Genomic DNA, 24,430 nt, shown 5'->3' with positions numbered 1-24,430 from the left:
CCCGGTGCAACAACGCTTCTCGCGCCGGTTCGCGACCCGGACGCCACACGGTCCGACCCAAACGCCAGGGTTCAGGCGAAGCTTTGGACGAATCCCGATCCGTGCCGGTCGGCGAAGTCGAAGACCCGCACCAGCTGGGCGTAGTGGAAGCCGAGTTCGCGCAGGCCGTCGTCACCGTCGCGCACCCAGACGTGCGGGTACACCAGGGTCGCGTCCATGCGCTCCGGGTCATAATGCGCGGCCAGTTGGTCGAAGGGGAGGGCGCGCAGCAATGCGGCGGTGTGGGACACGTCCTCCGGGCTCCAGACGCTGTAGCCCTCCGCCGCGATATCCAGCGGACGGCCGGTGAAGAACAGATCGACACCGGTGCGCGCCGCTTCGAACAAATACCTCAGGCCCGCCCAGGATTTGTCCAGATAGCCGGTGGGCTCGGTATCGGGAGTCCGCACCTGCTCGACGAATCGCGCCGCCAGCTCCCTGTCCGCGACGATCCGTTCCAGATCGGCCGCACCCACCCTGGTGAACGACATGACCGCACCCATGAATCCCCCTCTGTTCGTTCCGATTTCGGCGATACCGGCCATCGGTGCCCGACAGCCTCAGGCAGTGAATGTTCGCCGCCTTGGAGTTCGCTTTTCATCGGCTTTCGGTGGCATTTCGGGGCCGGTGAATCGGCGTACGGTGGGAATTGTTCGTCACAGCGAAAACAACACGGGGGTGTTCACATGACCGATTCCAACCGCACACTGATCGCCGTACTGCTCGACCGTTCCGGGTCGATGCAGTCGATCAAAGCCGACACCGAGGGCGGGCTGGCCGCCTATTTCGAACAGCAGCGTTCGGTGCCGAAATCCATCGAGGTGACGCTGGCGCAGTTCGACACCGCCTACGAGGTGGTCTACGCGAACCTGCCGCTGGACCAGGTGCCGCCGCCGAACCTGTTGCCGCGCGGCGGAACCGCGCTCTACGACGCGGTCGGCAAGCTGGTCACCGACGTCGGCGCCGAACTCGCGGCCCGCCCCGAGCCCGAGCGCCCCGGCACCGTGATCGTCGTCGTCCTCACCGACGGCCACGAGAACTCGAGCAGGGAATGGACCCACCCCGCGGTGAAGTCCCTGATCACCCAGCAGCAGGACGTCTACAACTGGACCTTCGTCTTCCTCGGCGCCAACATGGACGCCGTCGAAGTAGGCGCCCACCTGGGCTTCGACCGCGACTCCGCGATCACCTACGCCCCGGTCGCCGGCGGCGTCCGCGGCGCCTTCGACGCCCTCGCCGCCTACTCCGCCCGAGCCCAAGCCGCCCCCGCAGGCACCGCCCGCCGAGCCAGCTTCTCCGCCGCCGAACGCCGCAAGGCCGACCCGGGCACGTAGTCGGGACCGCTACTGCCAGCCGGGGCGGACCAGGCCGGATTCGTAGGCGAGGACGACGAGTTGGGTGCGGTCGCGGGCGTCGAGCTTGGTGAGGATGCGGCTGACGTGGGTTCGGGCGGTGGCGGGGCTGAGGTAGAGGCGGGCGCCGATCTCGGCGTTGGTGAGGCCTTCGGCGACGAGGATCATCACCTCGCGTTCGCGGTCGGTGAGGTCGGCGAGCGCGGCGGGTGGGGGTTGTTTGGCGTGGGTGGAGAACTCGGCGAGCAGGCGGCGGGTGACGCCGGGGGAGAGCAGGGCATCGCCCGCGGCGACCACCCGGACCGCGCGCAGCAGGTCGGCGGGTTCGGTGTGCTTGACCAGGAACCCGGCCGCACCGGCCCGGATCGCCTCGAAGACGTATTCGTCCAGCTCGAAGGTGGTGAGCACGACGACGCGGACAGCGGCGAGCTTGGGGTCGTCGGCGATCATCCTGGTGGCGGCCAAGCCGTCGAGGATGGGCATCCGGATGTCCATCAGCACCACATCGGGGACGAGCGCGCGGGTCATCCGGACGGCCTGTTCGCCGTTCTCGGCCTCGCCGATCACCTCGATGTCGTCCTGGGCGTCGAGCAGCGCGACGAACCCGCCGCGCACCAGCGCCTGGTCGTCGGCGACGAGCACCCGCGTCGTCGTCTTGCCGGACGGTTCGCTCATGCCGTCTCCTTGTCGCCGGACGCCGAATCCGCCACCGGCCGGGCGGGCAGCCTGGCCGCCACCCGGAACCCGCCGGACGGCCGCGGTCCCGCCGTCAGCGCGCCGCCGAGCGCGTGTGCACGTTCGCGCATCCCGATGATCCCGTTGCCGCCGGCGCCGGTGCGGACCGCGGTGCCGGTGGGCCGGGTGTTGTCGACGGTGATGTCGACGGTGTCGGGGGTGTAGCGCAGGGTGATCAGCGCGGTGGCGCCGGGCGCGTGCCGCACCACGTTGGTCAGCGATTCCTGGATGATCCTGGCCGCCGCCACATCGATCACGCTGGGCAGCTTCTTGGGTGTGCCGATGATCTTGGTGTCGACGGCGAGCCCGGTCGCGCGGGTGCGTTCCAGCAGGGTGTCGAGGTCGTCGAGCGAAGGCACCGGCGCGCGGGGCGCGGGCCGGGGCGGCGGCGCCGGCGCGATCGGCGGTGGTGAATCGGCCACGGCGGCAACGGAATCGACGGGCTCGGTGACCACCGGCGCGACCGGGGCGCCGCTACGGATGGCGTGCAGGAGCGTGTGCACCTCGGCCAGCGCCTCCTTGGAGGTCGTCTTGATGGTGGCCAGCGCGGCCGCGGCCTGCTGCGGTTTGCGGTCGAACAGCTCCAGCGCCACCGAGGACTGCACATTGATCAGCGAAAGACTGTGCGCGAGTACGTCGTGCAGTTCCCTGGCGATGGCCAGCCGCTCCTCGCTGGCGGCCCTGGCCTGCTGCGCCTCCGCGTCGCGCTGCGCGGCCTCGGCGCGCTGCCTGCGCGCGACGACGACGGCCCGCCGCTGTCGCACCCCCTCGGCGATCGCGACCAGAATCCCCATCCAGGCCAGCAGCCCGAAGACCTGCCACGCGCCGGTCTCGCGCCCGAGCAGCGCGGGCACCGGCCACACCATGGTCAGATAGCCGACCGCGACCAAGGGGTAGGTGCGCCAGCGTGATCCGTTGACCGCCGCGCTCACGAACGCGATCACCAGCGACAGGAAGATCGGCCCGTACCCGTAATCGCGCAGCACGTACGCCACCGCGGCCAGCAGCGCGACCAGCAGCACCGGCTCGGGCAGCACCCGCCGGAAGCCGAGCGCGATCGGGCCCGCGAGCAGCAACAGATACGCGAACGCGTCGAGCGAACGCACGCCGGTCTGATGCGCGTTGGCACCGGAACTCCCGGCCAGCTGGATCAGCGCGACCACACCCGCCAGACCCCAGTCCTGCAGGACCGAGCCACGCTCCCATTTCGCAGACGCTCTCACCTCCCTCACCCTATTGCGTAGGCGCGCCCTCCGCGTCGGCCTGCGCTCGTAATTCCGCCGCGAGCCCCGTCCTGGGGCCGGATCGGCCGGTCGGCGGGCCCGGCGAGGCGAATTCTCAGCGTCGGCGACGGCGTGGGTAGGTCGCGCGGCGTAGTGCGGGAGTCGCTCCGGGACGGATGCCCGGCGACCCCCGTGACGCGGATTCTGATTCGCATGAACGATTCGATCGTGGTCACCGACGGGCTGACCAAACGCTATGGCGAGCACCGCGCGGTGGACGCGGTGAGCATGCGCGTCGCCGCCGGGGAGATCTACGGCTTCCTCGGCCCGAACGGCGCGGGCAAGACCACCACCCTGCGCATGCTGGCCGGCCTGATCCGGCCCAGCGCCGGCACCGCCCTGGTGCACGGCCGCGCCCCGGGCGACCCGGCGGTCCTGCGCCGGATCGGTGTCCTCATCGAGGGCCCCGGTTTCTATCCGTACCTGTCCGGCCGTGACAACCTGCGCGTGCTGGCCCGCTATCGCGGCCACCGCCCCGCCGATGTCGAACAGGCGCTGGCCCGCGTCGGCCTGACCGACCGGGCGGACGACCGCTTCCGCACCTATTCGCTCGGCATGAAGCAGCGTCTCGGTGTCGGCGCGGCCCTGCTCGGCGACCCCGACCTGCTGATCCTCGACGAGCCGACCAACGGCCTCGACCCGGCCGGGCTGGCCGAAATGCGCACGCTCATCGTCGAACTGGCCGCCGACGGGCACACCGTGCTGCTGTCGAGCCACCAGCTCGCCGAGGTGCAGGAGATCTGTCACCGGGTCGGCGTGATCTCCGGCGGCCGCCTGCTCGCCGAATCGGCGGTGGCCGAATTGCGGGGCAGCGCAACGCTGGTCGTGCGCGCAGAGCCCGCCGACAGCGCGCTCACGGCGATCCGTTCCGTCGCGCCCGCCCGCGCCGGCGTCGACGGCATCAGGGTCGAGACGACGGCCGCGACCGCGCCCGAGGTGGTGCGCGCGGTGGTCGCGGCGGGCGTCGATCTGCTGGAGCTGCGGGTCGACGAGAAGTCCCTGGAAGAAGTGTTCTTCGAGATGACGGCTGTGGAGGTCGCGAAATGACCGGTATGACAAGGGATCTGTGGGCGAGCATGCGCGCGGAGTCGGTGCGGCTGGGTCGCTGGCCCGCGTTCTGGATCGTCCTCGGCGTCTGGATCCTGCTGAACCTGACCTTCGCCTACCTGTTCAACTACCTCGCCTACACCTCGGGCGAGAGTGGCGCCATGTCCGACGGGCTGCCCCGCGATGTGCTGCTCGGCCAGCTCCTGCCCGCCGCCGTCCCCGAGGTCTTCACCCAGGGCATGGCGATGTTCGGTGGCGCGTTGATGCTGGTCCTCGGTGCGCTCGCGGTGGGCAGCGGCTACGGCTGGGGTACCTGGAAAACCGTGTTCACGCAGGGTCCGAGCCGTCCGGCGGCCGTCGGCGGGCTGCTGGCGAGCCTGCTGGTCGTGGTGGTGGCGCTGGTCTGCGTGGCGTTCGCCGTCGACCTCGGCGTCGCCTCGCTCATCGCGGTGAGCGAGGGGCAGCCGCTCGTGTTGCCGTCGCTGACCCGAACCGTGCTCGGCCTCGGTTCCGGCGCGGCCATCCTCGGCATGTGGACGCTGGCGGGCGCTCTCATCGGCGCCATCGCCCGTGGGCCCGCGCTCGCCGTCGGCCTCGGGCTGATCTGGGTGCTCGTCGTGGAGAACCTGCTGCGCGGGGTGTCGGGCATCTTCGGCCCGATCGAGGCCGTCACCGACCTGCTGCCCGGCACCGCCGCTGGGTCGCTGGCGGGCGCGATGCGCACCGTCGGCGGCCCGGCCACCCCGGGTGTGCTCGACATTCTCAGCCGAGGCGAGTCGCTGGCCCTGCTCGGTGCGTATGTGCTGGTCTTTGCGGGCGGCACGATCGGGCTGATGACGCGCCGCGATCTGACCTGACGCTCAGTGCCACCCGGCCGGGTTCGAGGCGCTCTCCCTGGAGATGCCCGAACCCGTCTCGGGGAACCCGCCGTAGAGCTTGTCGTGCAGGTGGGCGAAGAAATAGCAGAGCTCCTCGCACTCGGCGTCCGGCACCGCGGCCGTCGGATCGGCGCGCACGGCGTCGTAGTGCTCGCGGCCCATCGCGACGATGAAGCCGCGGGCGTAGAGGAAACCGTCGTCGGAGCCGTCGGTGATCTCCTGGATGTCGGCGCGGTCGATCTCGTAGAGCGCCCGCTCGACGACGCGATCCAGCGCGGTCAGCTCGGCGCTGGTGAAATCGGTGCTCACCGAGCGCAGGGCATCGATGAACCGGCCGAGCAGGTCGTAGTCGAAGTCGCCGTCGAGCAGTGTCCGGCGGGCGGCGGCCGAACCGGTGCGCTCCCAGGCGGTTTCGATCAGATCCCAGAATCGGGCGGCTTCGGTGTCGGTCGGAAGTGTCGTCACCCGCGTGACGGTAGCGGCAGGGACCGACAGGTCAGGCGCGGCCGAGCAGCCGGTGGGCGAGCAGGGTCAGCCCGTGGATGATCTGCTCCGCCGACAGTCCGCGCTCGCGCTGCTGCAGGTAGACCTCGGCGGCCAGCGGCGCGAGGACGGTGTCGACCAGCGAATCCGGCTGGGCCACACCGGCGTCGGCCAGCAGGGCGCGCACGTGCGCCGACCAGAACCCGTACGCGCCGGTCGCGAAGCGGGCGCCGCCGGTCTCCGCCCCGAGCACCAGATGCGCGTGGGCCGAAAGCAATTCGATCATCGCCGCGTAGAACGCCGCGAGCCGCTCGGCCGGTGGCGCGCCGGGGCCCAGTGGCGGAGCGCCACGCAGGAGATGTTCCTGCAACGCTCGCTCGTGCTCGTCGAGCAGGGCGATGGCGATGGCGGTGCGGTCGGGGTAGCGGCGGTAGAGGGTGCCGCGGCCGACGCCCGCCGCCTTGGCGATGTCGTCCATGGTGACGGTGCGCGGGTCGCGGGTGGCGAAGAGTTCGGCCGCCGCGGCCAGCACCTTGGCCCGGTTGCGGGCCGCGTCGGTGCGCTCGGCGGGCTGTGGTGCGTCCAGCGCGGTACCGGTGAGCAGGTCGGATCGAGGCTCCATGGCCTCGACTGTAGCCCAGAAACGAATATGTGGACAAGCTGTCCACTTGTGTTCTATGGTCGAGTCCTCGACAAGCGGACATGATGTCCAGTTCTGGAAGGGTTCGACCATGACACACCTGCTGCACCTCGACGCCAGCGCTCGCACCCGGTCGGTCAGCCGCAGGCTCGGCGCGGAATTCGTGGATTCCTGGCGCGCCGCGGAACCGGACGGCGAGTACACCTACCGCGACCTGGCCGTCGACCCCGTGCCGTTCATCGACGAGGGCTGGACCGAACTCTGCGACGCCGTCCTCGCCGCGGGCAGCACCGACCTCGACCGGCTCCCGGAACTGGCCGCGACACCCGCCGCCAAGGTCGCTTGGGAGATCGTCGAACCGCTGCTCGCGCAGATCCTCGCCGCCGACGTGATCCTCATCGGCACGCCGATGTACAACTACTCGATTCCCGCCACCCTCAAGGCGTGGCTCGACCAGGTCACCTTCCCGCGGATGTCGTTGGGGGAGCGCCGGTTCGTGGTGGTCGGCGCGCGCGGCGGCGCCTACTCGCCGGGCGCGCCCAAGGCCGCGTTCGACTATCAGGAGCGCTATCTGCGCGACTTCTTCGCCGGGCACTACGCCGTCACCGACACCGTGTTCGTCAACGCCGAACTCGCCAACGCCGTCCAGGACCCGAACCTGGCCCACCTGCGCGACGCGCACGAGGCCTCGCTCGCCGCGGCGCTGACCGAAGTTCGCCTGCTCGCAAAGGATTACGTGAAATGAGCTGGGTAGTACTCGGCCTCGCCGGCCTCGTCGAGATCATCTGGTCGCAGACCATCAAGCCCACCGAGAACTTCACCAAACTCGGTCCCACCCTGCTCTGCGTCGCCCTCGGCTCGCTCGCGGTGTACCTGCTCTCCCGGGCCATGCACACCCTGCCCGTCGGCACCGCGTACGCGGTGTTCACCGGCATCGGCGCGCTCGGCGCGATCAGCCTCGGCGTGCTCGTCCACAAGGACCCGCTCAGCGCGGGCCGGATGCTGGCGCTGGCGCTGATCCTCGGCGGGATCGTGCTGGCCCGCGTCACCAATCCCGAGTGACGCTGTCGCACACCCGATGCGGCGAACGGCCGGTCCGAGCCGGTAAGGTCGGCTGATGGACCAGCCAGTTCGCCCCCCGGACCTGTCTGCGCGACCGCACGAGCTCACGGTCGAGCGCGTGATGAAAGCCTCGCCCAGCCTGCTCTACGCGGCCTGGACCCAGGGCCTGGACCTGTGGCTGGCCGTGCCCGGATCGGTGCTCGGGCGGCCCGGCGTCAACGAACCCCTCTACTTCGACACCGGCACGGCCGACAAGCGCAACCCGCACTACGGTCGCGTCCTGCTGCTGGAACAGGACCGCCGGGTCGAGTTCACCTGGGTCACCGCGGCCACCGACGGCGTGGAGACCGTGGTCGCGGCCGAATTCCTCAAGCAGCCCCGGGGTATCCGGCTGCGGTTGCGGCACTCCGGGTTCCCCACCGCCGCCATCCGTGACCTGCACCAGCAGGTCTGGCCGGAGATGCTGGAACGCCTGGACGAGGTCACCGGCACCGTCGCCTGAACGGCGAACCCGGGCGGGGAGCGGCCGGGATCCGAGTAGGTTCGTCATCGGACGCAACACCCAAACGAATCGAAAGGATTGTCATGCCGACTCGTAGCGCACGCACCCTCTGGGCAGGCGGACTGCAGGACGGTTCCGGGCAGGTCGAACTGGTCAGCTCCGGTGCTGGCAAGTTCGATGTGACCTTCCCGCGCCGCGTGGCCGACACCGCCGAGGGCACCAGCCCGGAGGAGCTGATCGGCGCCGCGCATTCGTCGTGCTACTCGATGGCGCTGTCGGCCGAGATCGCCAACGCGGGCGGCACCCCGGAGAGCCTGGACGTCACCGCCGACGTGACGCTGGGCCCCGACCCGGCGGGCGGCTTCCGGATCAGCAAGATCAAGCTGACCGTGCGCGCCGTGGCCGCGGGCCTGGACGCCGAGGGCTTCTACGCCGCGGCCGTCGCCGCCAAGAACGGCTGCCCGATCAGCAAGGCGCTGGCCGGTGTCGCCGAGGTCGAACTGGACGCCGAGATCATCTGATGTCCCCGCCGCGGCTCATCGCTGGGTGAACCAGCGGTGGGCCGCGGGCGTGTACATGGCCGCGATCGCGACGACCACGGCCAGGATGTGGACGGCGCGGCACCCGGCCAGCACCGCCGACGACGGTGCCAGGCCGGTGAACAGCGCGCCGAAGTCGTCGGTGGACAGCAGCACCGCCAGCGGCTCGATGATCAGCGACAGCAACCCGACCACGCCGATCCCGACGGTGAGCAGCGCCCGCGCGACCCGGCTGCCGTTCACCATGTACATCCCCACCGCCGCGACGACCAGATAGATGGCCAGCCGGGGCAGCAACCCGGACGCGGTCGCCGCGAACTCACCCCCGCCGCGCACCGCGCGCAGCAGTCCCTCGGCGGCACCGGCCGCGAGCGCGGTCACGAGACCGCCGAACGCGACATTCACCGCGCGCGGCCGGGCGTCGGAAACGGAAACGGAAAAGGCAGTGCCGGTCATGACACCGACACTGCCTTCCACTGATACCCGCGAGGATCACCCTGCGGTAGCGACCTGCCCCGCTACCGGAGGGTGAGTTATGCGGGTCCGCTGGCGTGTCATGCGGCGGGGGTATCATCGCGGCGTGCAGCTCCGGTACCAGTTCCGGCTCTACCCCACGCCAAGGCAAGAGTCGGCATTGGCTCAGGCATTCGGCTGCGCGAGAGTTGTTTTCAACGATGCGTTGGCGGCCAGGGAACAGGCGCGGCGCAACGGAATGGGAAGCATCTCGGACGGGGAACTGTCACGAGCGCTGACGGCTGCGAAGAAGACGTCAGAGCGCGCCTGGCTGGCCGAAGTGTCTTCGGTTGTGCTCCAGCAGGCATTGGCGGATCTGAACACCGCCTACCGCAACTTCTTTCAGTCTGTTTCGGGGAAGCGCAAAGGAGCCAAGGTCGGTGCGCCCCGGTTTCGGTCTCGTCGCGACTCCCGGCAGACGATCAGGTTTACTCGCAACGCTCGATTTTCGGTCACCGCCGGTGGCAAGCTGCGACTGCCGAGGATCGGCGATGTACCGGTGAAGTGGTCGAGGGAGCTGCCATCGCGGCCGTCGAGTGTCACCGTGATCAAGGACAGCGCGGGGCGCTACTTTGCATCCTTTGTTGTTGAAGCAACAAACGAGCCGCTGGCTGCCCGCAGCTCGGAAGTCGGTATCGACCTGGGTTTGGCGACGTTCGCGGTCATGTCCAACGGGAAGACCATCGCGGCGCCGCATTTCCTGCGTCAGGCTGAGCGCAAGCTGCGCAAGGCCCACCGGAATCTGTCGCGCAAGCAGACAGGTTCTTCTAATCGGTCGAAGTCTCGACTTCGACTGGCCAGGGCCTACACCAAGGTGGCCGACACGCGTAGAGATTGGGCGCACAAGCATTCCACGGCGACAGTCCGCGATAACCAAGCGATCTACGTCGAGGACCTGTGTGTGAAAGGGCTGGCGCGGACCCATGTCGCGAAGTCGGTGCATGATGCCGGATGGGCGATGTTCACGCGCATGCTGGCTGAGAAAGCCACCCGATACGGTCGATACTTCGCGAAGGTGGACCGGTACTTTCCGTCATCCCAGCTTTGCTCTGGCTGCGGAGTGATCGACGGGAAGAAGCCGTTGTCGGTGCGGTCGTGGACATGCCGGTGCGGCATGACCCACGACCGCGATATCAACGCAGCCAGAAACATTCTCGCCGCCGGGCAGGCGGAGAGACGAAACGCCTGTGGAGCGCAGATAAGTCCGAGACCAGTTCCGGCGCCGCGTGGTGAAACAGGAACCCGCCGACGGCGCCGATCGGCGCCGGGACGGATCCCTGGCCTTCAGGCCGGGGAGGGTGCCAACGGAGTGCTACGCCGCGAAGCGAATTCGGTGAGCGCGGCGAACGCCAGGCCCAGCGCGACCCACAATGTGGTGGTCTCGGCCAGCGAGGCCACCCGGAAGTTCCACAGCAGGGTCGCCGGGAAGTCGTCGGCCACCTCGTTCACGCCCGGCAACAGCACGTAGCCGACCGTGGTGACCAGGACGAACGCGAGCACGCCCGCGATCAGCCGGAGCGTGTCCAGCTGTCCGGCCAAGGCCCGGTACGCGGCGACCGAGGCCGCGACGGCGAGCAGGCCGAGCACGACGGCCGCGACCCACAGCCAGGTGCGGTTGTTGATCGTCTCCGGATCGCCCACCGCCGGTGGGTTGGCCGGGTACTTGAAGAACGGCACCGCGACGATCGCGGCCCACGCGAATCCCGCCGAGGCCAGCGACAACGCGACCCCCGACAGGGTGGTGAACCGGCGGGCGATATTGACGGCCGAGGCGAACAACGCGCCGAACGCCATGCCGGCCAGGCCCAGGGCGAGGAACTGACCCGCCTTCTGACCGGTCCGGCTGACCAGCGGTTCTTCCTCGCCGCCGTGTGAATGGCCCTGGGGCTCGGCCGCCTCGTGCGGATGATCCGCCGGAGCGGCGGCAGCTTCTTCGATGGCGATCGCGGCGTCCACCTGGGGCTCGCCGACGAAATAGCCCACTGTGGCGGCCAGCAGGCCGGCGATCAAGCCGGCCAGCAGGCCACGCAACAGCAGGGTTTTGAGTGATCCGGTCAGTGGCACGGAACACCCAGCAGGTGACGTCCGTCGTGCATCAGCTCGTGCAGGAACATCCCGCTACGCGAGACGGCCCCCTGATCGAAACCGACCAGGTACAGGGCGAGCAGTGCAAGCAGAACGACACCGACCGTGACGAGCACGGTTGCCAGGGTGTCCAGGCCGGCAGACCGGCTGGGTGAATGCGCGATAGCCATTCGGGTCCTCCTCAGGGATACGCGTCCCATGGTCGAAGTGCGGTGCGAAGGTGCCGGTGTCTGGCTCTCCGGCACCGGGGACCCGGTACGTGGATACAGTGGCGCGACCGCTCCGGAATCTCACCGGAATTACCGCGCACCCTCGCGTATGTTCCCTCGAACTGTGACAGTCACGAGGCGTCCACGTCAATACGCGCATCCGCATGTCCAGCGGAAACGCCGTCGTCAGGCCTTCGCGGGGACGTCGAGGACGACCTCGAACTCGAGCAGCGACGCACCGGTCGAGACCGGCTTCGGGCGCTCGCCCTCGCCACCGTTCCCGGCGTGCGCCGCACGGGCCGGACCGTCGCGCCACGCGGCGAAGGATTCCTCCGAATCCCATTGCGTCACCACGAAATACCGGTTGTCGCCGGCCACCGGGCGCAGCAGCTGGAAGCCGAGGAAACCGGGGGAGTTCTCCACCGCGTGCGCGCGGGCGGCGAACCGCTTCTCCAGCTCCGGGCCGGCACCTTCAGGGATCTCGATCGCATTGATCTTCACAACAGCCATGAGCCGACAATACGACCGCGCGGGAAACATCCCGGTCTGGGGCACAATCGGCAGGGTGTTGTACGACGAAGGCGGGACCGGCGTCCCGATCCTGCTGTTGCACGGGCTGATGGGCAGCGCGCGCACCTGGACCGATCAGCTGCCGTGGCTGCGCGAATACGGCCACCTCTACACCGTCGACGCCGCCGGGCACGGTCGCGTGCCGCCCGCCGAGCTCACCACCGAGGCGTTCGTCGCCGATCTCGCCGAGCTCACCGCGGCGATCACCGAGCCGATGGTGATCGTCGGCCACTCGATGGGCGCGATCCACGGCTGGGTCTTCGCCGCCACCCATCCCGAGCGGGTCCGCGCCCTCGTGGTGGAGGACATCGCCCCCGACTTCACCGGCCGCACCGCCGCGCACTGGGCCGAGCTCATCGGATCCTGGCCGCAGCCGTTCGCCGACGACCGGGCGGTGCTCGACTACTTCGGGCCCGTCGCGGGCACGTATTTCCTGCGCGCCTTCACCGCGGGCCCCGACGGCTACCGGCTGCACGGGGAGGTCGACACCTTCCGCGCCATCTCCGAGGAGTGGGGGACCAGGGACTTCTGGACCGAATGGAAGTCGCTGGAGCTCCCCGTGCTGCTCATCGAGGGCGAGCACACCATCACCCCGCCGGGGCAGATGCGCACGATGGCCGAAGTGCACCCCGACGCGGAGTACACGCTCGTCGCCGGGGCCGCGCACCTGGTGCACGACGAGCAGCCCGAGGTCTATCGCGACCACGTCGGCCGGTTCCTGCGGCGCGTGCTGGGCTGACCAGTCCGACAGTCCTGCTCGGCCGGGCGAGGGCGCGCAGCCCGGTGACTAGCCCGCCGCCCCGCCTTCACCGGCCAGTGCGAACAGCCCGTCCTCGGTCTGCTCGATCAGCCCGTCGACCAGCAGCGAGTCCAGGGCCCGCGCCCGCTGGCCGGGATCGCGGGTCCAGGCGAGGTCGAGGCGAACCCGCTCGACCGGGCCGGACGCGTCGCGCAGGACATCGAGCAGCCTGCCGCGCGCCTGCCGATCGGTGCCCTCGTACTTCTGCACCTTGCGGACCACCTCGGCGGCGGGCTTGCCCGCGTCGACCCACGCGCACGCGGGCAACGGGCACCGCGCGCAGTCGGGATTGCGGGCGGTGCAGATCAGCGCGCCCAGTTCCATCAGCGCCGCCGAGAACTTCGCGGCGCGCGGTACCGAGATCGGGAGCAGGGCAGCGGTTTCGGCGAGGTCGCGCGAGGACGGATTGCCCGGCTCGCGTCCGTGCACCGCCCGCGCGACGACCCGGCGGACATTGGTGTCGACCACCGGGACGCGCTGGCCGTAGGCGAAACAGGCCACCGCGCGGGCGGTGTAGTCACCGATGCCGGGCAGGCTCAGCAGCACGTCGACGTCGGTCGGCACCACGTCGCCGTGCTCGGTGGCCAGCACCCGCGCGCACTCGTGCAGCCGCAGCGCCCGGCGCGGATAGCCGAGCTTGCCCCAGGCGCGCAGCACCTCGGCCTGCGAGGACGCGGCCATCGCCGAGGGCACCGGCCACCGCGCCACCCACTCCCGCCAGATCGGCTCGACCCGCACCACCGGGGTCTGCTGCAACATGATCTCGCTCATCAGGATGTGCCACGCGGTCGCTTCCGGCCTGCGCCACGGCAGGTCACGTGCCGTCTCGGTGAACCAATCCAGCAGCACTTCCGCGTCGATACTCACTGTTCCCGTTCCGCCTCAGCCAGGCCATCTTTGCCGACGCGTAACGCGGCGGACTCGCTGGTAACCACAGGTCTGTGCACAATGGTCGGTATGCCTGGTTCCAATCCGATAAGCGCCTGGAAGTCGCTGCGCGAAGGCAATGAGCGCTTCGTCAACGGCACCCTGCTGCATCCTAGCCAGGGCGCCGCCGACCGAGCCAAGCTCGTCAGCGGCCAGCATCCGCACGCGATCCTGTTCGGCTGCGGTGACTCCCGGGTGGCCGCGGAACTGATCTTCGATCAGGGCCTCGGCGACATGTTCGTCGTGCGGACCGCGGGTCACGTGGTGGACAGCTCGGTGCTCGGCTCGATCGAGTACGGCGTCGAGGTGCTCAACGTGCCGCTGATCGTCGTCCTCGGGCACGACAGCTGCGGCGCGGTGAAGGCCACCATCGACGCGCTCGACGGCGGCGAGGTCCCCGGCGGATTCATCCGCAGCGTGGTCGAGCGCGTGACGCCGTCGATCCTGGTCGGCCGTCGCGAGGGCCTCAGCTCGATCGATGAGTTCGAGGCGCGCCACGTCGTGGAGACCAGCAGGCTGCTCATGCAGCGGTCGATGATCATCTCCCAGCGCGTCGCCACCGGTCAGTGCGCGATCGCGAGCGTCACCTACAAACTCGAGGACGGGCGCGTGCACCTGCGTCGCGTCGTCGGGAACATCGGCGAGGTGGTCTGAACCGGGCGATCGTCCCGGTTCGACCCCCGACACGCCGAGGTCATCGAGCGCGGGTCCGCGCGGTGCGCTTACCGTTGAGGCGTGCTGGAACCGAATGGACCGCTGCCACCGGAGATCTACTGGCGTCGCCGCGCACTCGCCATCGGCGTCATCGTCGTCGCGCTCGCGATCGTGATCTGGCTCGTCACCATGGTGGCGCGTGGTGGTGACTCGTCCGGTGACAATGCCGCGGCCACGTCGACCACCGCTCCGGCGAGCAGTGCGGCGTCGACCAGCAGTGCCGCGGAGTCGAGCAGTGCGACCGCGAGCAGCGCCGCCGCGACCTCGAGTGCCGCGGCGAGCAGTTCGCCGACGGATCAGCCCGCGGCGCAGCCGTGCAGTGATCAGTCGCTGGCGTTGAAGGTGACCGTCGGCCAGCCGACGTACCGGGTGGGCGATCAGCCCGGATTCGGCACCGTCATCACCAATATCTCCTCCGCGCCGTGTTCGCGCGATCTCGGTCCCGGCCCGCAGTTCCTGGTCTACACGCTCGACGGGCAGCGTCGGCTGTGGGCGAGCAACGACTGCAACCCGGATGGACCGCCGGAAGTGAAGACGCTCAAGGCCGGTGAGCAGCTGTCCTACAAGGGCAGCTGGTTCGGGACCACCTCGCAGCCGAACTGCGCTGGCGATCGGCTACAGGTGCCCGCCGGGGCCTACATGGTGGTGGCCCAGCTCGGCGCTGTGCGCAGCGCCGCCGAGCCGTTCAACCTCGCGACCTAGCCGCGGACGCCCGCGCGCACCCGGCATTGTGCGGGTGCGCTATAAGTCACATGTTCAACTCGGGTGGATTTGCAGGCTTCGCATGATCGGTGACTATGTCAATGGTCGTTGCCACGGGAATGGCCGATATCGGCGATATCCCGGGTTTGCCGGAGTTATTCCACGGGGACGGGCTCCCTGGCTGCGCGTGATTTGCGGAGTTCGGCCAATCGCAGCGCCGAGCGCAGATCGCCGACCTCGTGGATACGCATCGAACCGATCTTGGTTTTCTCCGATCCGGGCGGTACCAGCGCGGTGGTGAAGCCGAGTCGCTCGGCCTCGGCCAGGCGCCGCGACAGCCCGGTGACCTTGCGGACCTCGCCCGCCAGCCCGACCTCGCCCAGGATCACCCAGCCCGCGGGCAGCGCGATATCGGCCTCGGCGGAGGCGATGGCCAGCGCGATGGCCAGGTCGGCCGTCGGCTCGTTCAGGCGCATGCCGCCGACGGTGGCGGCGTACACGTCGTGCTTGCCCAGGAACACCCGCCCACGGCTCTGCAGGACGGCCAGCACCATGGCGACGCGGTTGTAGTCCAGGCCGCTCACCGCGCGCCGTGGCTGCGGGATCTCGGTCTTGACGGTGAGCCCCTGCACCTCCGCCACCAGCGGGCGTTTGCCGTCCATCGCGACGGTCACCGCGGTGCCGGGGACGGTGTCGGTGCGGTGGTGCAGGAACAGGCCCGACGGGTCGTCGACGCAGGCGATGCCGTCTTCGTGCAGTTCGAAGCAGCCCACCTCGTCGGCGCTGCCGAACCGATTCTTGATGCCGCGGATCATGCGCAGCGTCGAGTTCTTGTCGCCCTCGAATTGCAGCACCACGTCGACCAGATGCTCGAGGGTGCGCGGACCGGCGACATTGCCGTCCTTGGTGACGTGACCGACCAGCAGCACCGCGATCCCGCTGGCCTTCGCCAGCGAGGTCAGCGCCGCGGTCACCGCGCGCACCTGGGTGACGCCGCCGATCACGCCGTCCACCTCGGGCGCCAGCATGGTCTGCACCGAGTCGACCACCAGCAGTGTCGGCCGCACCTGTTCCACGTGCCCGAGCACGATCGACAGGTCCGATTCGGCGGCCAGGTACACCCGGTCGTGCACCGCGCCGGTGCGATCGGCCCGCAGCCGCACCTGCCCGGCCGACTCCTCCGCGGTCACGTACAGCGAGGTCTCGCTGCGCTGGGCGGCCCAGCGGTGCGCGACCTCGAGCAGCAGGGTCGACTTGCCGACGCCGGGCTCACCCGAGAGCAGCACCACCGATCCGGGCACCACGCCGCCGCCGAGCACCCGGTCCAGCTCGCTCACCCCGGTCGAGCGGGCCTGGGTGATCTTGGCGTCGATCTGCGACAGCGGTGCCGCCGCCGTGCTCGGCAGCATCGCGCGCCTGCCCGGCGCCGCGGCGGCCGCGGACACGGCCACCTCGTTCACCGTTCCCCAGGCACCGCAATCCGGGCACTTACCCACCCATTTGGACACCTCGTGCGAGCACTCGGTGCACCGGAAGACAGCTTTGGTCTTGGCCACACGCGCACCCTACGGACCGGCTCCGACAAAAAGAAAAGCCGCCGCGGACACGCCGCGACGGCTTTCTGTTCGGCCTGGTCTCAGTGACCGGCGCCCTCGGGGGCCGGGCCGGACTTCTCGTTCTCGACGCGGTCGACCTCGGCGGCGTCGACCGGGACCGACACCTGCACGGTGCCCGCGTCCTTGAAGTTGAAGGTGACGTTGTAGGTCAGGCCGGGGTAGATCTGCTTGCTCAGGCCGGTGATCTCGATCGAGCCGGGCTTGGCCTCGGGGTCGATCGAGGGCACGTCGTGACCGGCCGCGGAGGTGGTGGGCGCCGCGGAGGTGGTCGGGGCCGCGGAGGTGGTCGGGGCCGCGGAGGTGGTCGGCGCGGCCGTGGTGGTCGGCGTGGCGCCGTGGTGGTCGTCGGACTCGGCGGCGGCGACCTTCACCGGGCCTGCGACGACGGTCTGCTGCGGCTTCAGCACGAACTTGGGGTCGCCCGCCGGGCCGGTGAGCTTGACGGTGCCGAGGTCGGTGGTGACGCTGGTCAGCTCGTCGGTGACGGTCTCGCTGCCGTTGATGATCGACAGCGCGATCACCGCCTTGCCGCCCTTGTCGTGCTCCGCCGGGGACGCCGGGTAGATGATGTGCACGTTGCGCAGCGAGATCGGGCCCACGTTCGCGTGGTTGCCGTTGATCGCGGCGGCCTGCGACGAGGTCTGGGTGTGCTGGCCGGCACTGCAGCCGCTCAGGGCGATACCCGCGGCGGCGGCGAGCGCGGCAACCGTCGCCATGCGACGTCGCGCCGACGGGGCGGTCACAGCTTTCAGGGCAGTCACGGTTTGTCCTCCATGTCGACCGGGCTCACTCCGTCCACACAGCGGATCGGAGGGTAGTAACTAGGCAGCGTAGTAGTTCGCTTCGCGCGCGTGGCGTCCGGGCTCGCGACGCGCGGGCGCGGAAGTAACAGTTCGGTGTCTCGGACGGGGTTGCCGGATCGGTGCCGGGGGAGTGGGGCGCGGATACGGCTCGCTGTGCTGGTGGTTAACCCGTTCTGGCGCAACACAATGCACACCAATTCCGCGTTGTCAACCCCTACGATGGCCTCGTTGTGGCCCTGACCTGCACAGTTGATCGCGCCGTTATCGAGTCGCATGTTAAACTGTGAACATCGAAAGGGGCACGGGACACATGATTTTTAAGGTCGGAGACACCGTCGTTTACCCCCACCACGGAGCGGCGCTGATCGAAGCAATCGAGACCCGCACCATCAAGGGTGTGCAGAAAGAGTATCTGGTCCTGAAGGTCGCGCAAGGCGACCTGACCGTTCGGGTTCCCGCGGAGAACGCCGAATATGTCGGCGTCCGTGACGTCGTCGGCCAGGAGGGTCTCGACCGCGTCTTCCAGGTGCTGCGCGCGCCACACACGGAGGAGCCGACCAACTGGTCCCGCCGTTACAAGGCCAACCTCGAGAAGCTCGCCTCCGGCGATGTGAACAAGGTGGCCGAGGTCGTGCGCGACCTGTGGCGTCGCGAGCAGGATCGCGGCCTGTCCGCCGGTGAGAAGCGGATGCTGGCCAAGGCTCGCCAGATCCTCGTCGGTGAGCTCGCGCTCGCCGAGGGCACCGACGACGGCAAGGCCGAATCGCTGCTCGACGAGGTCCTCGCCGCGGCTTCCTAGAGTGCGACCTGTCGTAGCACTGGTCCCTGCCGCCGGTCGTGGCGTGCGCCTGGGTGAATCCACCCCGAAGGCGTTCGTCCCGGTCGGCGGCACACCTATGGTCCGGCTGGCCGTCGACGGGCTGATCGCGTCCGGTGCGGTGCACCGGGTCGTCGTGGTCGTACCCGCCGAGCTGGTCGATGCCGCGTCCGCTCTGCTGTCAACCTCCTCGCTGACCGGCGGTTCGATGCCCCCTGTGCCGGTGCAGGTCGTCGTTGGCGGCGCCGAGCGCACCGATTCGGTGCGCGCCGGGATCGCGGCCGCGCCCGACGCCGCGTTCTACCTCGTGCACGACGCCGCTCGCGCGCTCACTCCACCGGAGCTGATCGCGCGGGTGGCCGCCGAGCTGCACGCGGGCAGTCCCGCCGTCGTGCCCGCCCTGCCGGTCGTCGACACCGTGAAATCGGTCGACGACGCGGGCGTCGTCACCGGCACCCCCGATCGCGCCCACCTGCGCGCCATCCAGACTCCCCAGGGCTTCGCCGCCGATCTGCTGCGCGAGGCGTACGCCACCGAGGTCGGCGCGACCGACGACGCGGGCCTGGTCGAACGCCTCGGCGTCGCCGTGCGCACCGTCGCGGGCGACCCGCTCGCCTTCAAGATCACCACCCCGCTCGACCTGCGCCTGGCCGACGCCCTGCGCGCCGATCAGGACGCCGTCGACGCACCACGTGCCGCGCAGGCGGTCGCGCGATGAGAGTCGGCATCGGCAGCGATGTGCACCCCATCGAGCCAGGTCGTCCCTGCTGGATGGCCGGTCTGCTGTTCCCCGACGCCGACGGCTGCGCCGGGCACTCCGACGGTGACGTCGCCGCGCACGCGCTCTGCGACGCGCTGCTCTCGGCCGCAGGCCTCGGCGACGTCGGCGCCGTCTTCGGCGTCGGCCGTCCCGAATGGGCCGGGGTCACCGGCGCCGCCATGCTCACCGAGGTCCGCAGGCTGCTGGCCGAGGAGGGCTTCGCGGTCGTCAACGCCGCGGTGCAGGTCATCGGCAATCGACCGAAGATCGGGCCGCGCCGCGCCGAGGCGCAGAAAGTGCTCGGCGAATTGCTCGACGCGCCGGTCTCCGTTTCCGGCACCACCACGGACGGTCTCGGGCTGACCGGCCGCGGCGAAGGCATCGCGGCCATCGCCACCTGTCTGATCGCGGCGTGTTCGTAGCCCGCACGGGCCCCGAAATTTTCCTGCCGCACCACGCCTTCTCGCCGCTTCCTTTCGCCGGGGTACGACCACGGCGAGCCACGAACCGGCCGGTCATCTCCACCACCATCCCACCGACTAGGATCGAATGCCGTGACCTTGCGCCTTTTTGACACCGACACGCGGACCCTGCGGGAATTCACCCCGCTGGTCCCCGGCCGTGCCTCGGTGTATCTGTGTGGGGCCACCGTGCAGGGTCAGCCCCATATCGGGCACGTGCGCAGCGGCGTCGCGTTCGATGTGCTGCGCCGCTGGCTGCTCGCGCACGACTACGACGTCCGGTTCATCCGCAATGTCACCGATATCGACGACAAGATCCTGAACAAGGCCGCCGAGGCGGGCAGGCCGTGGTGGGAATGGGCCGCCACGCACGAGCGCGCCTTCGACGCGGCCTACGAGGTGCTCGGCGTGCTGCCGCCCTCGGCCGAGCCGCGCGCCACCGGCCACATCACCCAGATGGTCGGGCTGATGGAGCGCCTGATCGAGCGCGGTCACGCCTACGCCGCCGACGGTGACGTCTACTTCGACGTGCTGAGCTGGCCGAACTACGGCGAGCTGTCAGGCCACAAACTCGACGACGTGCACCAGGGCGAGACCCCGACCCGCGGCAAGCGCGACCCGCGCGATTTCACGCTGTGGAAGTCGGCCAAGCCGGGCGAGCCGAGCTGGCCCTCGCCGTGGGGCCCCGGCCGCCCCGGCTGGCACCTGGAATGCTCGGCCATGGCCGAGTTCTATCTCGGCCCCGAATTCGATATCCACTGCGGTGGCATGGATTTGATTTTCCCGCACCACGAGAACGAGATCGCTCAGTCCAAGGCGGCCGGTGACGGTTTCGCGCGTTACTGGCTGCACAACGGCTGGGTGACGATGGGCGGGGAGAAGATGTCGAAGTCGCTCGGCAATGTGCTCTCGGTGCCGAATGTGCTCAGCCGGGTCCGACCCGTCGAATTGCGTTTCTATCTGGGCAGCGCGCATTACCGCTCGATGCTCGAATACTCCGACAAAGCGCTCGACGACGCGGTCGCCTCGTATCAGCGCATCGAGGCATTCGTGCATCGCGTGCTCGACCGGGCCGGCGAGGTCCCGATCGGTAAATGGACCGACGGATTCGCCGCCGCGATCGACGACGATCTGGCGATTCCGAAGGCGCTGGCCGAAATTCACCACGTGGTGCACGAGGGCAATCGCGCGCTGGAGGCGGGCACCGTGGAGACCGCGGCCGAATTGGCCGGTCAGGTCCGCGCGATGCTCGGCATCCTCGGCGTCGACCCGCTCGACCCGCACTGGTACACCCCGGCCGACAACTCGGCGGCGCTGGAGGCGCTCGACGTGCTGGTCCGCTCCGAGCTGGATCGCCGGGCGAGCGCGCGAGCGGAGAAGAACTGGGCAGAGGCCGATGCCGCACGGGATCGGCTCGTGGCGGCGGGTATCGAGGTCACCGACACCCCGCAGGGGCCGGAATGGTCGCTGGGCGCAGCTAGCGGAAAGGCGAACTGATGGCAGGCAATTCACAGCGACGCGGAGCGATCAGGAAGGGCGGCACCAAGAAGGGCGCCGTCGTCGGTTCCGGCGGCAAGCGCCGCCGCGGCCTCGAGGGCAGGGGCGCGACGCCGCCCGCCACCGAGCGCACCAAGCATCCCGCCGCCAAGCGCGCCGCAGCCGCCGCCAAAGCCAAAGCGGCGCAGTCCCGTCCGACCGGTAAGGCCGGGGTGCCGCGGGTCGGCCGCAAGTCCGACGACGGTCCCGAGCTGGTGCTCGGCCGCAACCCCGTGCTCGAGTGCCTGCGTGCCGACGTGCCGGCCACCGCGCTCTACGTGGCCGTCGGCACCGAGAACGACGACCGCCTCTCCGAGAGCGTGCAGCGCGCCGCCGACATGGGGATCTCCATCCTCGAGGTGCCGCGCACCGATCTGGATCGGCTCAGCGCCAACGGTTTGCACCAGGGCGTCGCCCTGCAGGTGCCGCCGTACCGCTACGCCCACCCGGACGACCTGATGGACCGGGTGAAGACCTCCGGCGAGCCGGGTCTGCTGGTCGCGCTGGACAACATCTCCGATCCGCGCAACCTCGGCGCGGTCATCCGCTCGGTCGCCGCGTTCGGCGGTCAGGGCGTGGTCATCCCGCAGCGGCGCAGTGCCAGCGTCACCGCGGTGGCCTGGCGGACCAGCGCGGGCGCCGCGGCGCGCCTGCCCGTCGCCAGGGCGACCAACCTGACCCGCACGCTGAAGGACTGGGCGTCCCAGGGCTTCCAGATCGTCGGCCTCGACGCCGGCGGTGACACCCCGCTCGACGAGTTCGACGGCAGCGTGCCGACGGTGGTCGTCGTCGGGTCCGAGGGCAAGGGTCTCTCGCGCCTGGTGCGCGAGAACTGCGACTCGATCCTGAGCATCCCGATGGCCGGTCCGGTCGAGTCGCTCAACGCCTCGGTCGCCGCCGGTGTGGTCCTCGCCGACATCGCCAGGCAGCGCCGTCTGGGCTGACCCCGCGCGGTTTCCGGGCAAATCGGCTCTGTCGCCGTAGAATTCGATGCGTGGCGATACCCAACCAGCCGATCGGTGAGACGGTCGAGCACCCGCAGGCCAACCTGATCCTGACGCTCGGGCTGCTCAGCCCGTTCTGCTGCGGGATCTTCGGGCCGGTCGCGTGGGTGCTCGGCAAGCGGGCCCTCAACGAGATCGACGCGTCCTACGGCGCCCTGTCCGGGCGCTCCCAGGTGTTGATCGGGTACATCGCGGGCGTCATCGGCACCATCTTGATGGTGTTGTTCGCGATGCTCTACATCGCGGGTTCCTGCAACGGGAATTTCTGACCCTCAGTCCAGGCTGGGGCGCTCCTCGGGGGCGTCCCAGGCCGGCCATTCCGCGCTGATGCTGCCGGTCCACTTGGGCTGACGGCGCTCCTTGAACGCGGCCATCGCCTCGCCGCCGTCGATGCTCTTGGCGACGTGCGCGTTGAGCTCGGATTCGAGCTGCCCGACGACGGCGGGTGTCATCCCGAGGCTCTCCCAGATCAGTCGCTTGGTCAGCGCGACCGGCAGCGGAGCGGGCCCGTTGGCGATGTCGTGGGCGACCGCCATCGCGGTGGGCAGTACCTCGCCCGCGGGCAGGCTGGCATTGGCCAGGCCCATCGACTTGGCCTCGTCGCCGTCGAAGGTGCGTCCGGTCAGCATGATGTCGGCGGCGTTGGCCAGCCCGGCCAGGCGCGGCACGGTCCAGTGCGCGTAGCCGTCGGCGAGGACGCCGCGGCGGACCTGGCTGAGCCCGTAGACGGCGTCGCGGGCGAAGTACCGCAGATCGCATTGCAGCGCCAGGGCCAGCCCGATCCCGACCGCGTGGCCGTTGACGGCAGCGATCACCGGCTTGCGGACCTGCCACGGCGGCGGATCCAGCGTCACCTCGCCGTTGACCCGGGCGGACAGATCCGCGCCCGCGCAGAAGGCGGGCGCGGTGCCGGTGACCACGACGGCGCGAATCGAGTCCTCGCTGTCGCAGCGGCGCAGCGCCGCGCTGAGCTCGGCGGCCATCGTCGGGGTGACGGCGTTCTGCTGGGCCGGCCGGTTGAGCGTGAGCACGGCGACTCCGGCAGAGACATCGACGAGCAGTTCCGAACTCATGGGATCGAATGGTACTAGCGGGCGGGCGTCAGCGGCCGGAGACGGTGGCTTGCGTGGCCCGGCCTGCCGCGCCCGAGGTCATTCGCGGAGCAGATGCTTGCCGATGGCGTACTTGTGCACCTCGGTCGGGCCGTCGTAGAGGCGGAACGCGCGCATGTCCCGGAACAGCATCTCCACGACCGTCTCGTCGCTGATCCCGATCCCGCCGAGCACCTGCACACAGCGGTCGGTGACCTTGAACAGCTCCTCGGAGACGTAGGACTTGGCCATCGACGACTCGTGCCTGGCCTGCTGCCCCTGATCCATCAGCCAGCAGCTGTGCCAGATGGTCAGCCTGCACTGGTGCAGCGCCACCTCGTTGTCGGCGAGCATGAACGACACGCCCTCGTGCTCGCCGATCGGCCTGCCGAACGCGGTGCGGGTGCGCGCGTACTCGACGGCGATGTGCTGCGCCCGTTCGGCCGCGCCGAGCCAGCGCATGCAGTGCGTGAGCCGGGCGGGCGCCAGCCGCAGCTGGGCGTAGCGCAGGGCCTGCCCGGTGCGGCCGAGCACGGCCGAGGGCGGCAGGGTCAGGTTCTCGAACCGCACGACGGCGTGCCCGCCGACGTAGTTGCGGTCCATCGTGTTCATGATCCGCTCGATGACGATGCCCTCGGTGCCGCCGTCGGCGAGGAACAGCGTCGGCCCGGCGGGCAGGTGCGGGTTCTCGGCGAGGCGGGCCATGATGATCCAGGTCTTGGCGCCGTCGGCGCCGGTGATCAGCCACTTGCGCCCGTTGATCACGAAGTTCTCGCCGTCGAATACCGCTTCGGTGCGCAGCTGACCCGGGTCGGAGCCGGCGCCGTCGGGTTCGGTCATCGCGAACACCGAGCGCTGTTCGCCGCGGATCATCGGCATCAGGTAGCGGTCCACCTGGTCCGGGTCGGCGACCTTGCCGAGCAGGAACATATTGCCCTCGTCGGGCGCGGCGCAGTTCATCGCGACCGGGCCGAGCGTCGACCAGCCCGCGGCCTCGTAGACCACCGCCTGCTCGACATGGGACAGGCCGAGCCCGCCGTATTCGACCGGGGCCTGGACGGTCAGCAGCTTCTCGGCCCTGGCCAGGTCGACGAGTTCGGCGCGCAGGTCGTCGGTCGGACCGTGCGCGGTGAGGCGCGGATCGCGTTCGAACGGCACGATCTGTTCGGCGACGAAGGCGCGAACTCGATCCCGCAGGGCGGCCAGATCTTCCGGGACGGCGAAGTCGATCATGCTGTGTAGTCTGCTCGCCCGCGCCCCGGT

General features: G+C 69.8%; 30 protein-coding genes and 1 pseudogene. 17 read left to right on the top strand and 14 right to left on the bottom strand.

All coding sequences use genetic code 11. From position 1 onward, the window contains the following. Window positions 1–71: 71 nt before the first annotated feature. Entirely contained in the window at window positions 72–542 is a 471-nt protein-coding gene (locus ACFVW6_RS07805; RefSeq protein WP_378825107.1) for a DUF1877 family protein, read from the bottom strand. 183 nt (window positions 543–725) lie between these two features. Between ACFVW6_RS07805 and ACFVW6_RS07800 the strand changes: the two genes are divergently transcribed. Continuing rightward, window positions 726–1,373 (top strand): VWA domain-containing protein, encoded by a 648-nt coding sequence (locus ACFVW6_RS07800; protein WP_378825109.1) that lies wholly within the window; start codon window positions 726–728, stop codon window positions 1,371–1,373. 9 nt (window positions 1,374–1,382) lie between these two features. On the opposite strand, the gene ACFVW6_RS07795 is transcribed toward ACFVW6_RS07800, so the two are convergent. Beyond that, the gene (locus tag ACFVW6_RS07795) at window positions 1,383–2,066 is read right to left on the bottom strand and encodes a response regulator (RefSeq protein WP_378825111.1); all 684 of its coding nucleotides are present in this window, start codon (window positions 2,064–2,066) and stop codon (window positions 1,383–1,385) included. Next, window positions 2,063–3,349, bottom strand: coding sequence for a sensor histidine kinase (locus ACFVW6_RS07790; protein WP_378825114.1), 1,287 nt, complete (start codon window positions 3,347–3,349; stop codon window positions 2,063–2,065). Before ACFVW6_RS07790 ends, ACFVW6_RS07795 begins: the two co-directional genes overlap by 4 nt. 213 nt (window positions 3,350–3,562) lie before the next feature. Between ACFVW6_RS07790 and ACFVW6_RS07785 the strand changes: the two genes are divergently transcribed. Together ACFVW6_RS07785 and ACFVW6_RS07780 are read left to right on the top strand one after the other, a co-directional pair. Next, window positions 3,563–4,456, top strand: coding sequence for an ABC transporter ATP-binding protein (locus ACFVW6_RS07785; RefSeq protein WP_378825116.1), 894 nt, complete (start codon window positions 3,563–3,565; stop codon window positions 4,454–4,456). A 5-nt stretch (window positions 4,457–4,461) separates the two neighbouring features. Beyond that, on the top strand, window positions 4,462–5,313 hold the full coding sequence (locus ACFVW6_RS07780; RefSeq protein ID WP_378825119.1) for an ABC transporter permease: 852 nt from the start codon (window positions 4,462–4,464) through the stop codon (window positions 5,311–5,313). Window positions 5,314–5,316: 3 nt separating this feature from the next. Here ACFVW6_RS07780 and ACFVW6_RS07775 read toward each other — a convergent pair whose 3' ends face one another. Beyond that, window positions 5,317–5,799, bottom strand: coding sequence for a DUF4240 domain-containing protein (locus tag ACFVW6_RS07775; protein WP_378825121.1), 483 nt, complete (start codon window positions 5,797–5,799; stop codon window positions 5,317–5,319). A gap of 31 nt (window positions 5,800–5,830) precedes the next feature. Continuing rightward, the gene (locus tag ACFVW6_RS07770; RefSeq protein WP_378825123.1) at window positions 5,831–6,439 is read right to left on the bottom strand and encodes a TetR/AcrR family transcriptional regulator; all 609 of its coding nucleotides are present in this window, start codon (window positions 6,437–6,439) and stop codon (window positions 5,831–5,833) included. A gap of 109 nt (window positions 6,440–6,548) precedes the next feature. Here ACFVW6_RS07770 and ACFVW6_RS07765 point away from each other — a divergent pair, with 109 nt between their 5' ends. The 4 genes from ACFVW6_RS07765 to ACFVW6_RS07750 all read left to right on the top strand — a co-directional run bounded on the left by ACFVW6_RS07765 (window position 6,549) and on the right by ACFVW6_RS07750 (window position 8,542). Further along, entirely contained in the window at window positions 6,549–7,202 is a 654-nt protein-coding gene (locus ACFVW6_RS07765; protein ID WP_378825125.1) for an FMN-dependent NADH-azoreductase, read from the top strand. Beyond that, the gene (locus ACFVW6_RS07760) at window positions 7,199–7,519 is read left to right on the top strand and encodes a multidrug efflux SMR transporter (protein ID WP_355270715.1); all 321 of its coding nucleotides are present in this window, start codon (window positions 7,199–7,201) and stop codon (window positions 7,517–7,519) included. The genes ACFVW6_RS07765 and ACFVW6_RS07760 overlap by 4 nt, the downstream gene beginning before the upstream one ends. A 55-nt stretch (window positions 7,520–7,574) precedes the next feature. Then, window positions 7,575–8,021, top strand: coding sequence for an SRPBCC domain-containing protein (locus tag ACFVW6_RS07755; protein WP_355270717.1), 447 nt, complete (start codon window positions 7,575–7,577; stop codon window positions 8,019–8,021). An 83-nt stretch (window positions 8,022–8,104) separates the two neighbouring features. Next, complete coding sequence (locus tag ACFVW6_RS07750; RefSeq protein WP_355270719.1) at window positions 8,105–8,542, top strand: OsmC family peroxiredoxin; 438 nt, start codon at window positions 8,105–8,107, stop codon at window positions 8,540–8,542. A 15-nt stretch (window positions 8,543–8,557) separates the two neighbouring features. Here the strand turns inward: ACFVW6_RS07750 and ACFVW6_RS07745 are convergent, their stop codons facing one another. Then, the gene (locus tag ACFVW6_RS07745) at window positions 8,558–9,016 is read right to left on the bottom strand and encodes a hypothetical protein (RefSeq protein WP_378825128.1); all 459 of its coding nucleotides are present in this window, start codon (window positions 9,014–9,016) and stop codon (window positions 8,558–8,560) included. A gap of 79 nt (window positions 9,017–9,095) precedes the next feature. On the opposite strand from ACFVW6_RS07745, the pseudogene ACFVW6_RS07740 reads away from it, so the two are divergent. After that, window positions 9,096–10,172 (top strand): annotated as a pseudogene (locus ACFVW6_RS07740) (RNA-guided endonuclease InsQ/TnpB family protein); the annotation flags it as partial. A 185-nt stretch (window positions 10,173–10,357) separates the two neighbouring features. Here ACFVW6_RS07740 and ACFVW6_RS07735 read toward each other — a convergent pair. The 3 genes from ACFVW6_RS07735 to ACFVW6_RS07725 all read right to left on the bottom strand — a co-directional run bounded on the left by ACFVW6_RS07735 (window position 10,358) and on the right by ACFVW6_RS07725 (window position 11,877). Beyond that, window positions 10,358–11,137 carry a CbtA family protein gene (locus ACFVW6_RS07735; RefSeq protein ID WP_378825130.1) on the bottom strand — a complete coding sequence of 260 codons (780 nt, stop codon included), beginning with the start codon at window positions 11,135–11,137 and terminating at the stop codon, window positions 10,358–10,360. Further along, the gene (locus ACFVW6_RS07730) at window positions 11,128–11,328 is read right to left on the bottom strand and encodes a CbtB-domain containing protein (protein ID WP_355270724.1); all 201 of its coding nucleotides are present in this window, start codon (window positions 11,326–11,328) and stop codon (window positions 11,128–11,130) included. Before ACFVW6_RS07730 ends, ACFVW6_RS07735 begins: the two co-directional genes overlap by 10 nt. 225 nt (window positions 11,329–11,553) lie before the next feature. Then, on the bottom strand, window positions 11,554–11,877 hold the full coding sequence (locus ACFVW6_RS07725; RefSeq protein ID WP_355270725.1) for an antibiotic biosynthesis monooxygenase: 324 nt from the start codon (window positions 11,875–11,877) through the stop codon (window positions 11,554–11,556). Window positions 11,878–11,932: 55 nt separating this feature from the next. On the opposite strand from ACFVW6_RS07725, the gene ACFVW6_RS07720 reads away from it, so the two are divergent. Continuing rightward, window positions 11,933–12,676 (top strand): alpha/beta fold hydrolase, encoded by a 744-nt coding sequence (locus ACFVW6_RS07720; protein ID WP_378825133.1) that lies wholly within the window; start codon window positions 11,933–11,935, stop codon window positions 12,674–12,676. 48 nt (window positions 12,677–12,724) lie between these two features. On the opposite strand, the gene ACFVW6_RS07715 is transcribed toward ACFVW6_RS07720, so the two are convergent. Then, the gene (locus tag ACFVW6_RS07715; protein ID WP_378825136.1) at window positions 12,725–13,603 is read right to left on the bottom strand and encodes an A/G-specific adenine glycosylase; all 879 of its coding nucleotides are present in this window, start codon (window positions 13,601–13,603) and stop codon (window positions 12,725–12,727) included. 90 nt (window positions 13,604–13,693) lie between these two features. On the opposite strand from ACFVW6_RS07715, the gene ACFVW6_RS07710 reads away from it, so the two are divergent. Beyond that, window positions 13,694–14,317: a carbonic anhydrase gene (locus tag ACFVW6_RS07710; RefSeq protein WP_355270729.1), complete on the top strand. Its 624-nt coding sequence runs from the start codon at window positions 13,694–13,696 to the stop codon at window positions 14,315–14,317. Window positions 14,318–14,398: 81 nt separating this feature from the next. Next, a complete protein-coding gene (locus tag ACFVW6_RS07705) occupies window positions 14,399–15,079 on the top strand; it encodes a hypothetical protein (RefSeq protein WP_378825138.1) in 681 nt (226 codons plus the stop codon). 155 nt (window positions 15,080–15,234) lie between these two features. On the opposite strand, the gene radA is transcribed toward ACFVW6_RS07705, so the two are convergent. Beyond that, on the bottom strand, window positions 15,235–16,635 hold the full coding sequence (radA, locus tag ACFVW6_RS07700; RefSeq protein WP_378825140.1) for a DNA repair protein RadA: 1,401 nt from the start codon (window positions 16,633–16,635) through the stop codon (window positions 15,235–15,237). Between the two features lie 80 nt (window positions 16,636–16,715). Continuing rightward, window positions 16,716–17,456 carry a hypothetical protein gene (locus ACFVW6_RS07695; RefSeq protein ID WP_378825142.1) on the bottom strand — a complete coding sequence of 247 codons (741 nt, stop codon included), beginning with the start codon at window positions 17,454–17,456 and terminating at the stop codon, window positions 16,716–16,718. A 352-nt stretch (window positions 17,457–17,808) separates the two neighbouring features. Here ACFVW6_RS07695 and carD point away from each other — a divergent pair, with 352 nt between their 5' ends. The 6 genes from carD to ACFVW6_RS07665 all read left to right on the top strand — a co-directional run bounded on the left by carD (window position 17,809) and on the right by ACFVW6_RS07665 (window position 22,345). Then, the gene (gene carD / locus ACFVW6_RS07690; RefSeq protein ID WP_019044685.1) at window positions 17,809–18,297 is read left to right on the top strand and encodes an RNA polymerase-binding transcription factor CarD; all 489 of its coding nucleotides are present in this window, start codon (window positions 17,809–17,811) and stop codon (window positions 18,295–18,297) included. A gap of 1 nt (window position 18,298) precedes the next feature. After that, window positions 18,299–19,033, top strand: a complete 735-nt coding sequence (gene ispD / locus ACFVW6_RS07685; RefSeq protein ID WP_378825144.1) for a 2-C-methyl-D-erythritol 4-phosphate cytidylyltransferase — start codon at window positions 18,299–18,301, stop codon at window positions 19,031–19,033. After that, window positions 19,030–19,497: a 2-C-methyl-D-erythritol 2,4-cyclodiphosphate synthase gene (gene ispF / locus ACFVW6_RS07680; RefSeq protein ID WP_280342920.1), complete on the top strand. Its 468-nt coding sequence runs from the start codon at window positions 19,030–19,032 to the stop codon at window positions 19,495–19,497. Before ispD ends, ispF begins: the two co-directional genes overlap by 4 nt. A 132-nt stretch (window positions 19,498–19,629) precedes the next feature. Then, window positions 19,630–21,033, top strand: coding sequence for a cysteine--tRNA ligase (gene cysS / locus ACFVW6_RS07675; RefSeq protein ID WP_355270740.1), 1,404 nt, complete (start codon window positions 19,630–19,632; stop codon window positions 21,031–21,033). Further along, window positions 21,033–22,016 (top strand): 23S rRNA (guanosine(2251)-2'-O)-methyltransferase RlmB, encoded by a 984-nt coding sequence (gene rlmB / locus ACFVW6_RS07670; protein ID WP_355270742.1) that lies wholly within the window; start codon window positions 21,033–21,035, stop codon window positions 22,014–22,016. The genes cysS and rlmB overlap by 1 nt, the downstream gene beginning before the upstream one ends. A gap of 50 nt (window positions 22,017–22,066) precedes the next feature. Then, window positions 22,067–22,345 (top strand): DUF4190 domain-containing protein, encoded by a 279-nt coding sequence (locus tag ACFVW6_RS07665; RefSeq protein WP_355270743.1) that lies wholly within the window; start codon window positions 22,067–22,069, stop codon window positions 22,343–22,345. 3 nt (window positions 22,346–22,348) lie between these two features. On the opposite strand, the gene ACFVW6_RS07660 is transcribed toward ACFVW6_RS07665, so the two are convergent. Together ACFVW6_RS07660 and ACFVW6_RS07655 are read right to left on the bottom strand one after the other, a co-directional pair. Continuing rightward, complete coding sequence (locus ACFVW6_RS07660) at window positions 22,349–23,149, bottom strand: enoyl-CoA hydratase/isomerase family protein (protein ID WP_378825149.1); 801 nt, start codon at window positions 23,147–23,149, stop codon at window positions 22,349–22,351. 78 nt (window positions 23,150–23,227) lie between these two features. After that, complete coding sequence (locus ACFVW6_RS07655) at window positions 23,228–24,400, bottom strand: acyl-CoA dehydrogenase (RefSeq protein WP_357346203.1); 1,173 nt, start codon at window positions 24,398–24,400, stop codon at window positions 23,228–23,230. Between the last annotated feature and the right edge of the window lie 30 nt (window positions 24,401–24,430).

Origin of the sequence: Nocardia sp. NPDC058244 (assembly GCF_042882065.1) — a bacterium.
In the GTDB taxonomy this organism is placed as follows: Bacteria; Actinomycetota; Actinomycetes; order Mycobacteriales; family Mycobacteriaceae; genus Nocardia.
This window is presented reverse-complemented; position numbering and strand designations above follow the sequence as displayed.

Excerpts from the sequence above, each read along its gene's own strand:
- ACFVW6_RS07795 (WP_378825111.1), bottom strand. The coding sequence starts at position 2,066 with ATGAGCGAACCGTCCGGCAAGACGACGACGCGGGTGCTCGTCGCCGAC.
- ACFVW6_RS07710 (WP_355270729.1), top strand. The coding sequence starts at position 13,694 with ATGCCTGGTTCCAATCCGATAAGCGCCTGGAAGTCGCTGCGCGAAGGC.
- ACFVW6_RS07660 (WP_378825149.1), bottom strand. The coding sequence starts at position 23,149 with ATGAGTTCGGAACTGCTCGTCGATGTCTCTGCCGGAGTCGCCGTGCTC.
- ACFVW6_RS07765 (WP_378825125.1), top strand. The coding sequence starts at position 6,549 with ATGACACACCTGCTGCACCTCGACGCCAGCGCTCGCACCCGGTCGGTC.
- ACFVW6_RS07745 (WP_378825128.1), bottom strand. The coding sequence starts at position 9,016 with ATGACCGGCACTGCCTTTTCCGTTTCCGTTTCCGACGCCCGGCCGCGC.
- ACFVW6_RS07755 (WP_355270717.1), top strand. The coding sequence starts at position 7,575 with ATGGACCAGCCAGTTCGCCCCCCGGACCTGTCTGCGCGACCGCACGAG.
- ACFVW6_RS07785 (WP_378825116.1), top strand. The coding sequence starts at position 3,563 with ATGAACGATTCGATCGTGGTCACCGACGGGCTGACCAAACGCTATGGC.
- ACFVW6_RS07770 (WP_378825123.1), bottom strand. The coding sequence starts at position 6,439 with ATGGAGCCTCGATCCGACCTGCTCACCGGTACCGCGCTGGACGCACCA.
- ACFVW6_RS07655 (WP_357346203.1), bottom strand. The coding sequence starts at position 24,400 with ATGATCGACTTCGCCGTCCCGGAAGATCTGGCCGCCCTGCGGGATCGA.
- ACFVW6_RS07750 (WP_355270719.1), top strand. The coding sequence starts at position 8,105 with ATGCCGACTCGTAGCGCACGCACCCTCTGGGCAGGCGGACTGCAGGAC.
- ACFVW6_RS07780 (WP_378825119.1), top strand. The coding sequence starts at position 4,462 with ATGACAAGGGATCTGTGGGCGAGCATGCGCGCGGAGTCGGTGCGGCTG.
- ACFVW6_RS07805 (WP_378825107.1), bottom strand. The coding sequence starts at position 542 with ATGGGTGCGGTCATGTCGTTCACCAGGGTGGGTGCGGCCGATCTGGAA.
- ACFVW6_RS07760 (WP_355270715.1), top strand. The coding sequence starts at position 7,199 with ATGAGCTGGGTAGTACTCGGCCTCGCCGGCCTCGTCGAGATCATCTGG.
- ispF (WP_280342920.1), top strand. The coding sequence starts at position 19,030 with ATGAGAGTCGGCATCGGCAGCGATGTGCACCCCATCGAGCCAGGTCGT.
- ACFVW6_RS07800 (WP_378825109.1), top strand. The coding sequence starts at position 726 with ATGACCGATTCCAACCGCACACTGATCGCCGTACTGCTCGACCGTTCC.
- rlmB (WP_355270742.1), top strand. The coding sequence starts at position 21,033 with ATGGCAGGCAATTCACAGCGACGCGGAGCGATCAGGAAGGGCGGCACC.
- ACFVW6_RS07730 (WP_355270724.1), bottom strand. The coding sequence starts at position 11,328 with ATGGCTATCGCGCATTCACCCAGCCGGTCTGCCGGCCTGGACACCCTG.
- ACFVW6_RS07725 (WP_355270725.1), bottom strand. The coding sequence starts at position 11,877 with ATGGCTGTTGTGAAGATCAATGCGATCGAGATCCCTGAAGGTGCCGGC.
- carD (WP_019044685.1), top strand. The coding sequence starts at position 17,809 with ATGATTTTTAAGGTCGGAGACACCGTCGTTTACCCCCACCACGGAGCG.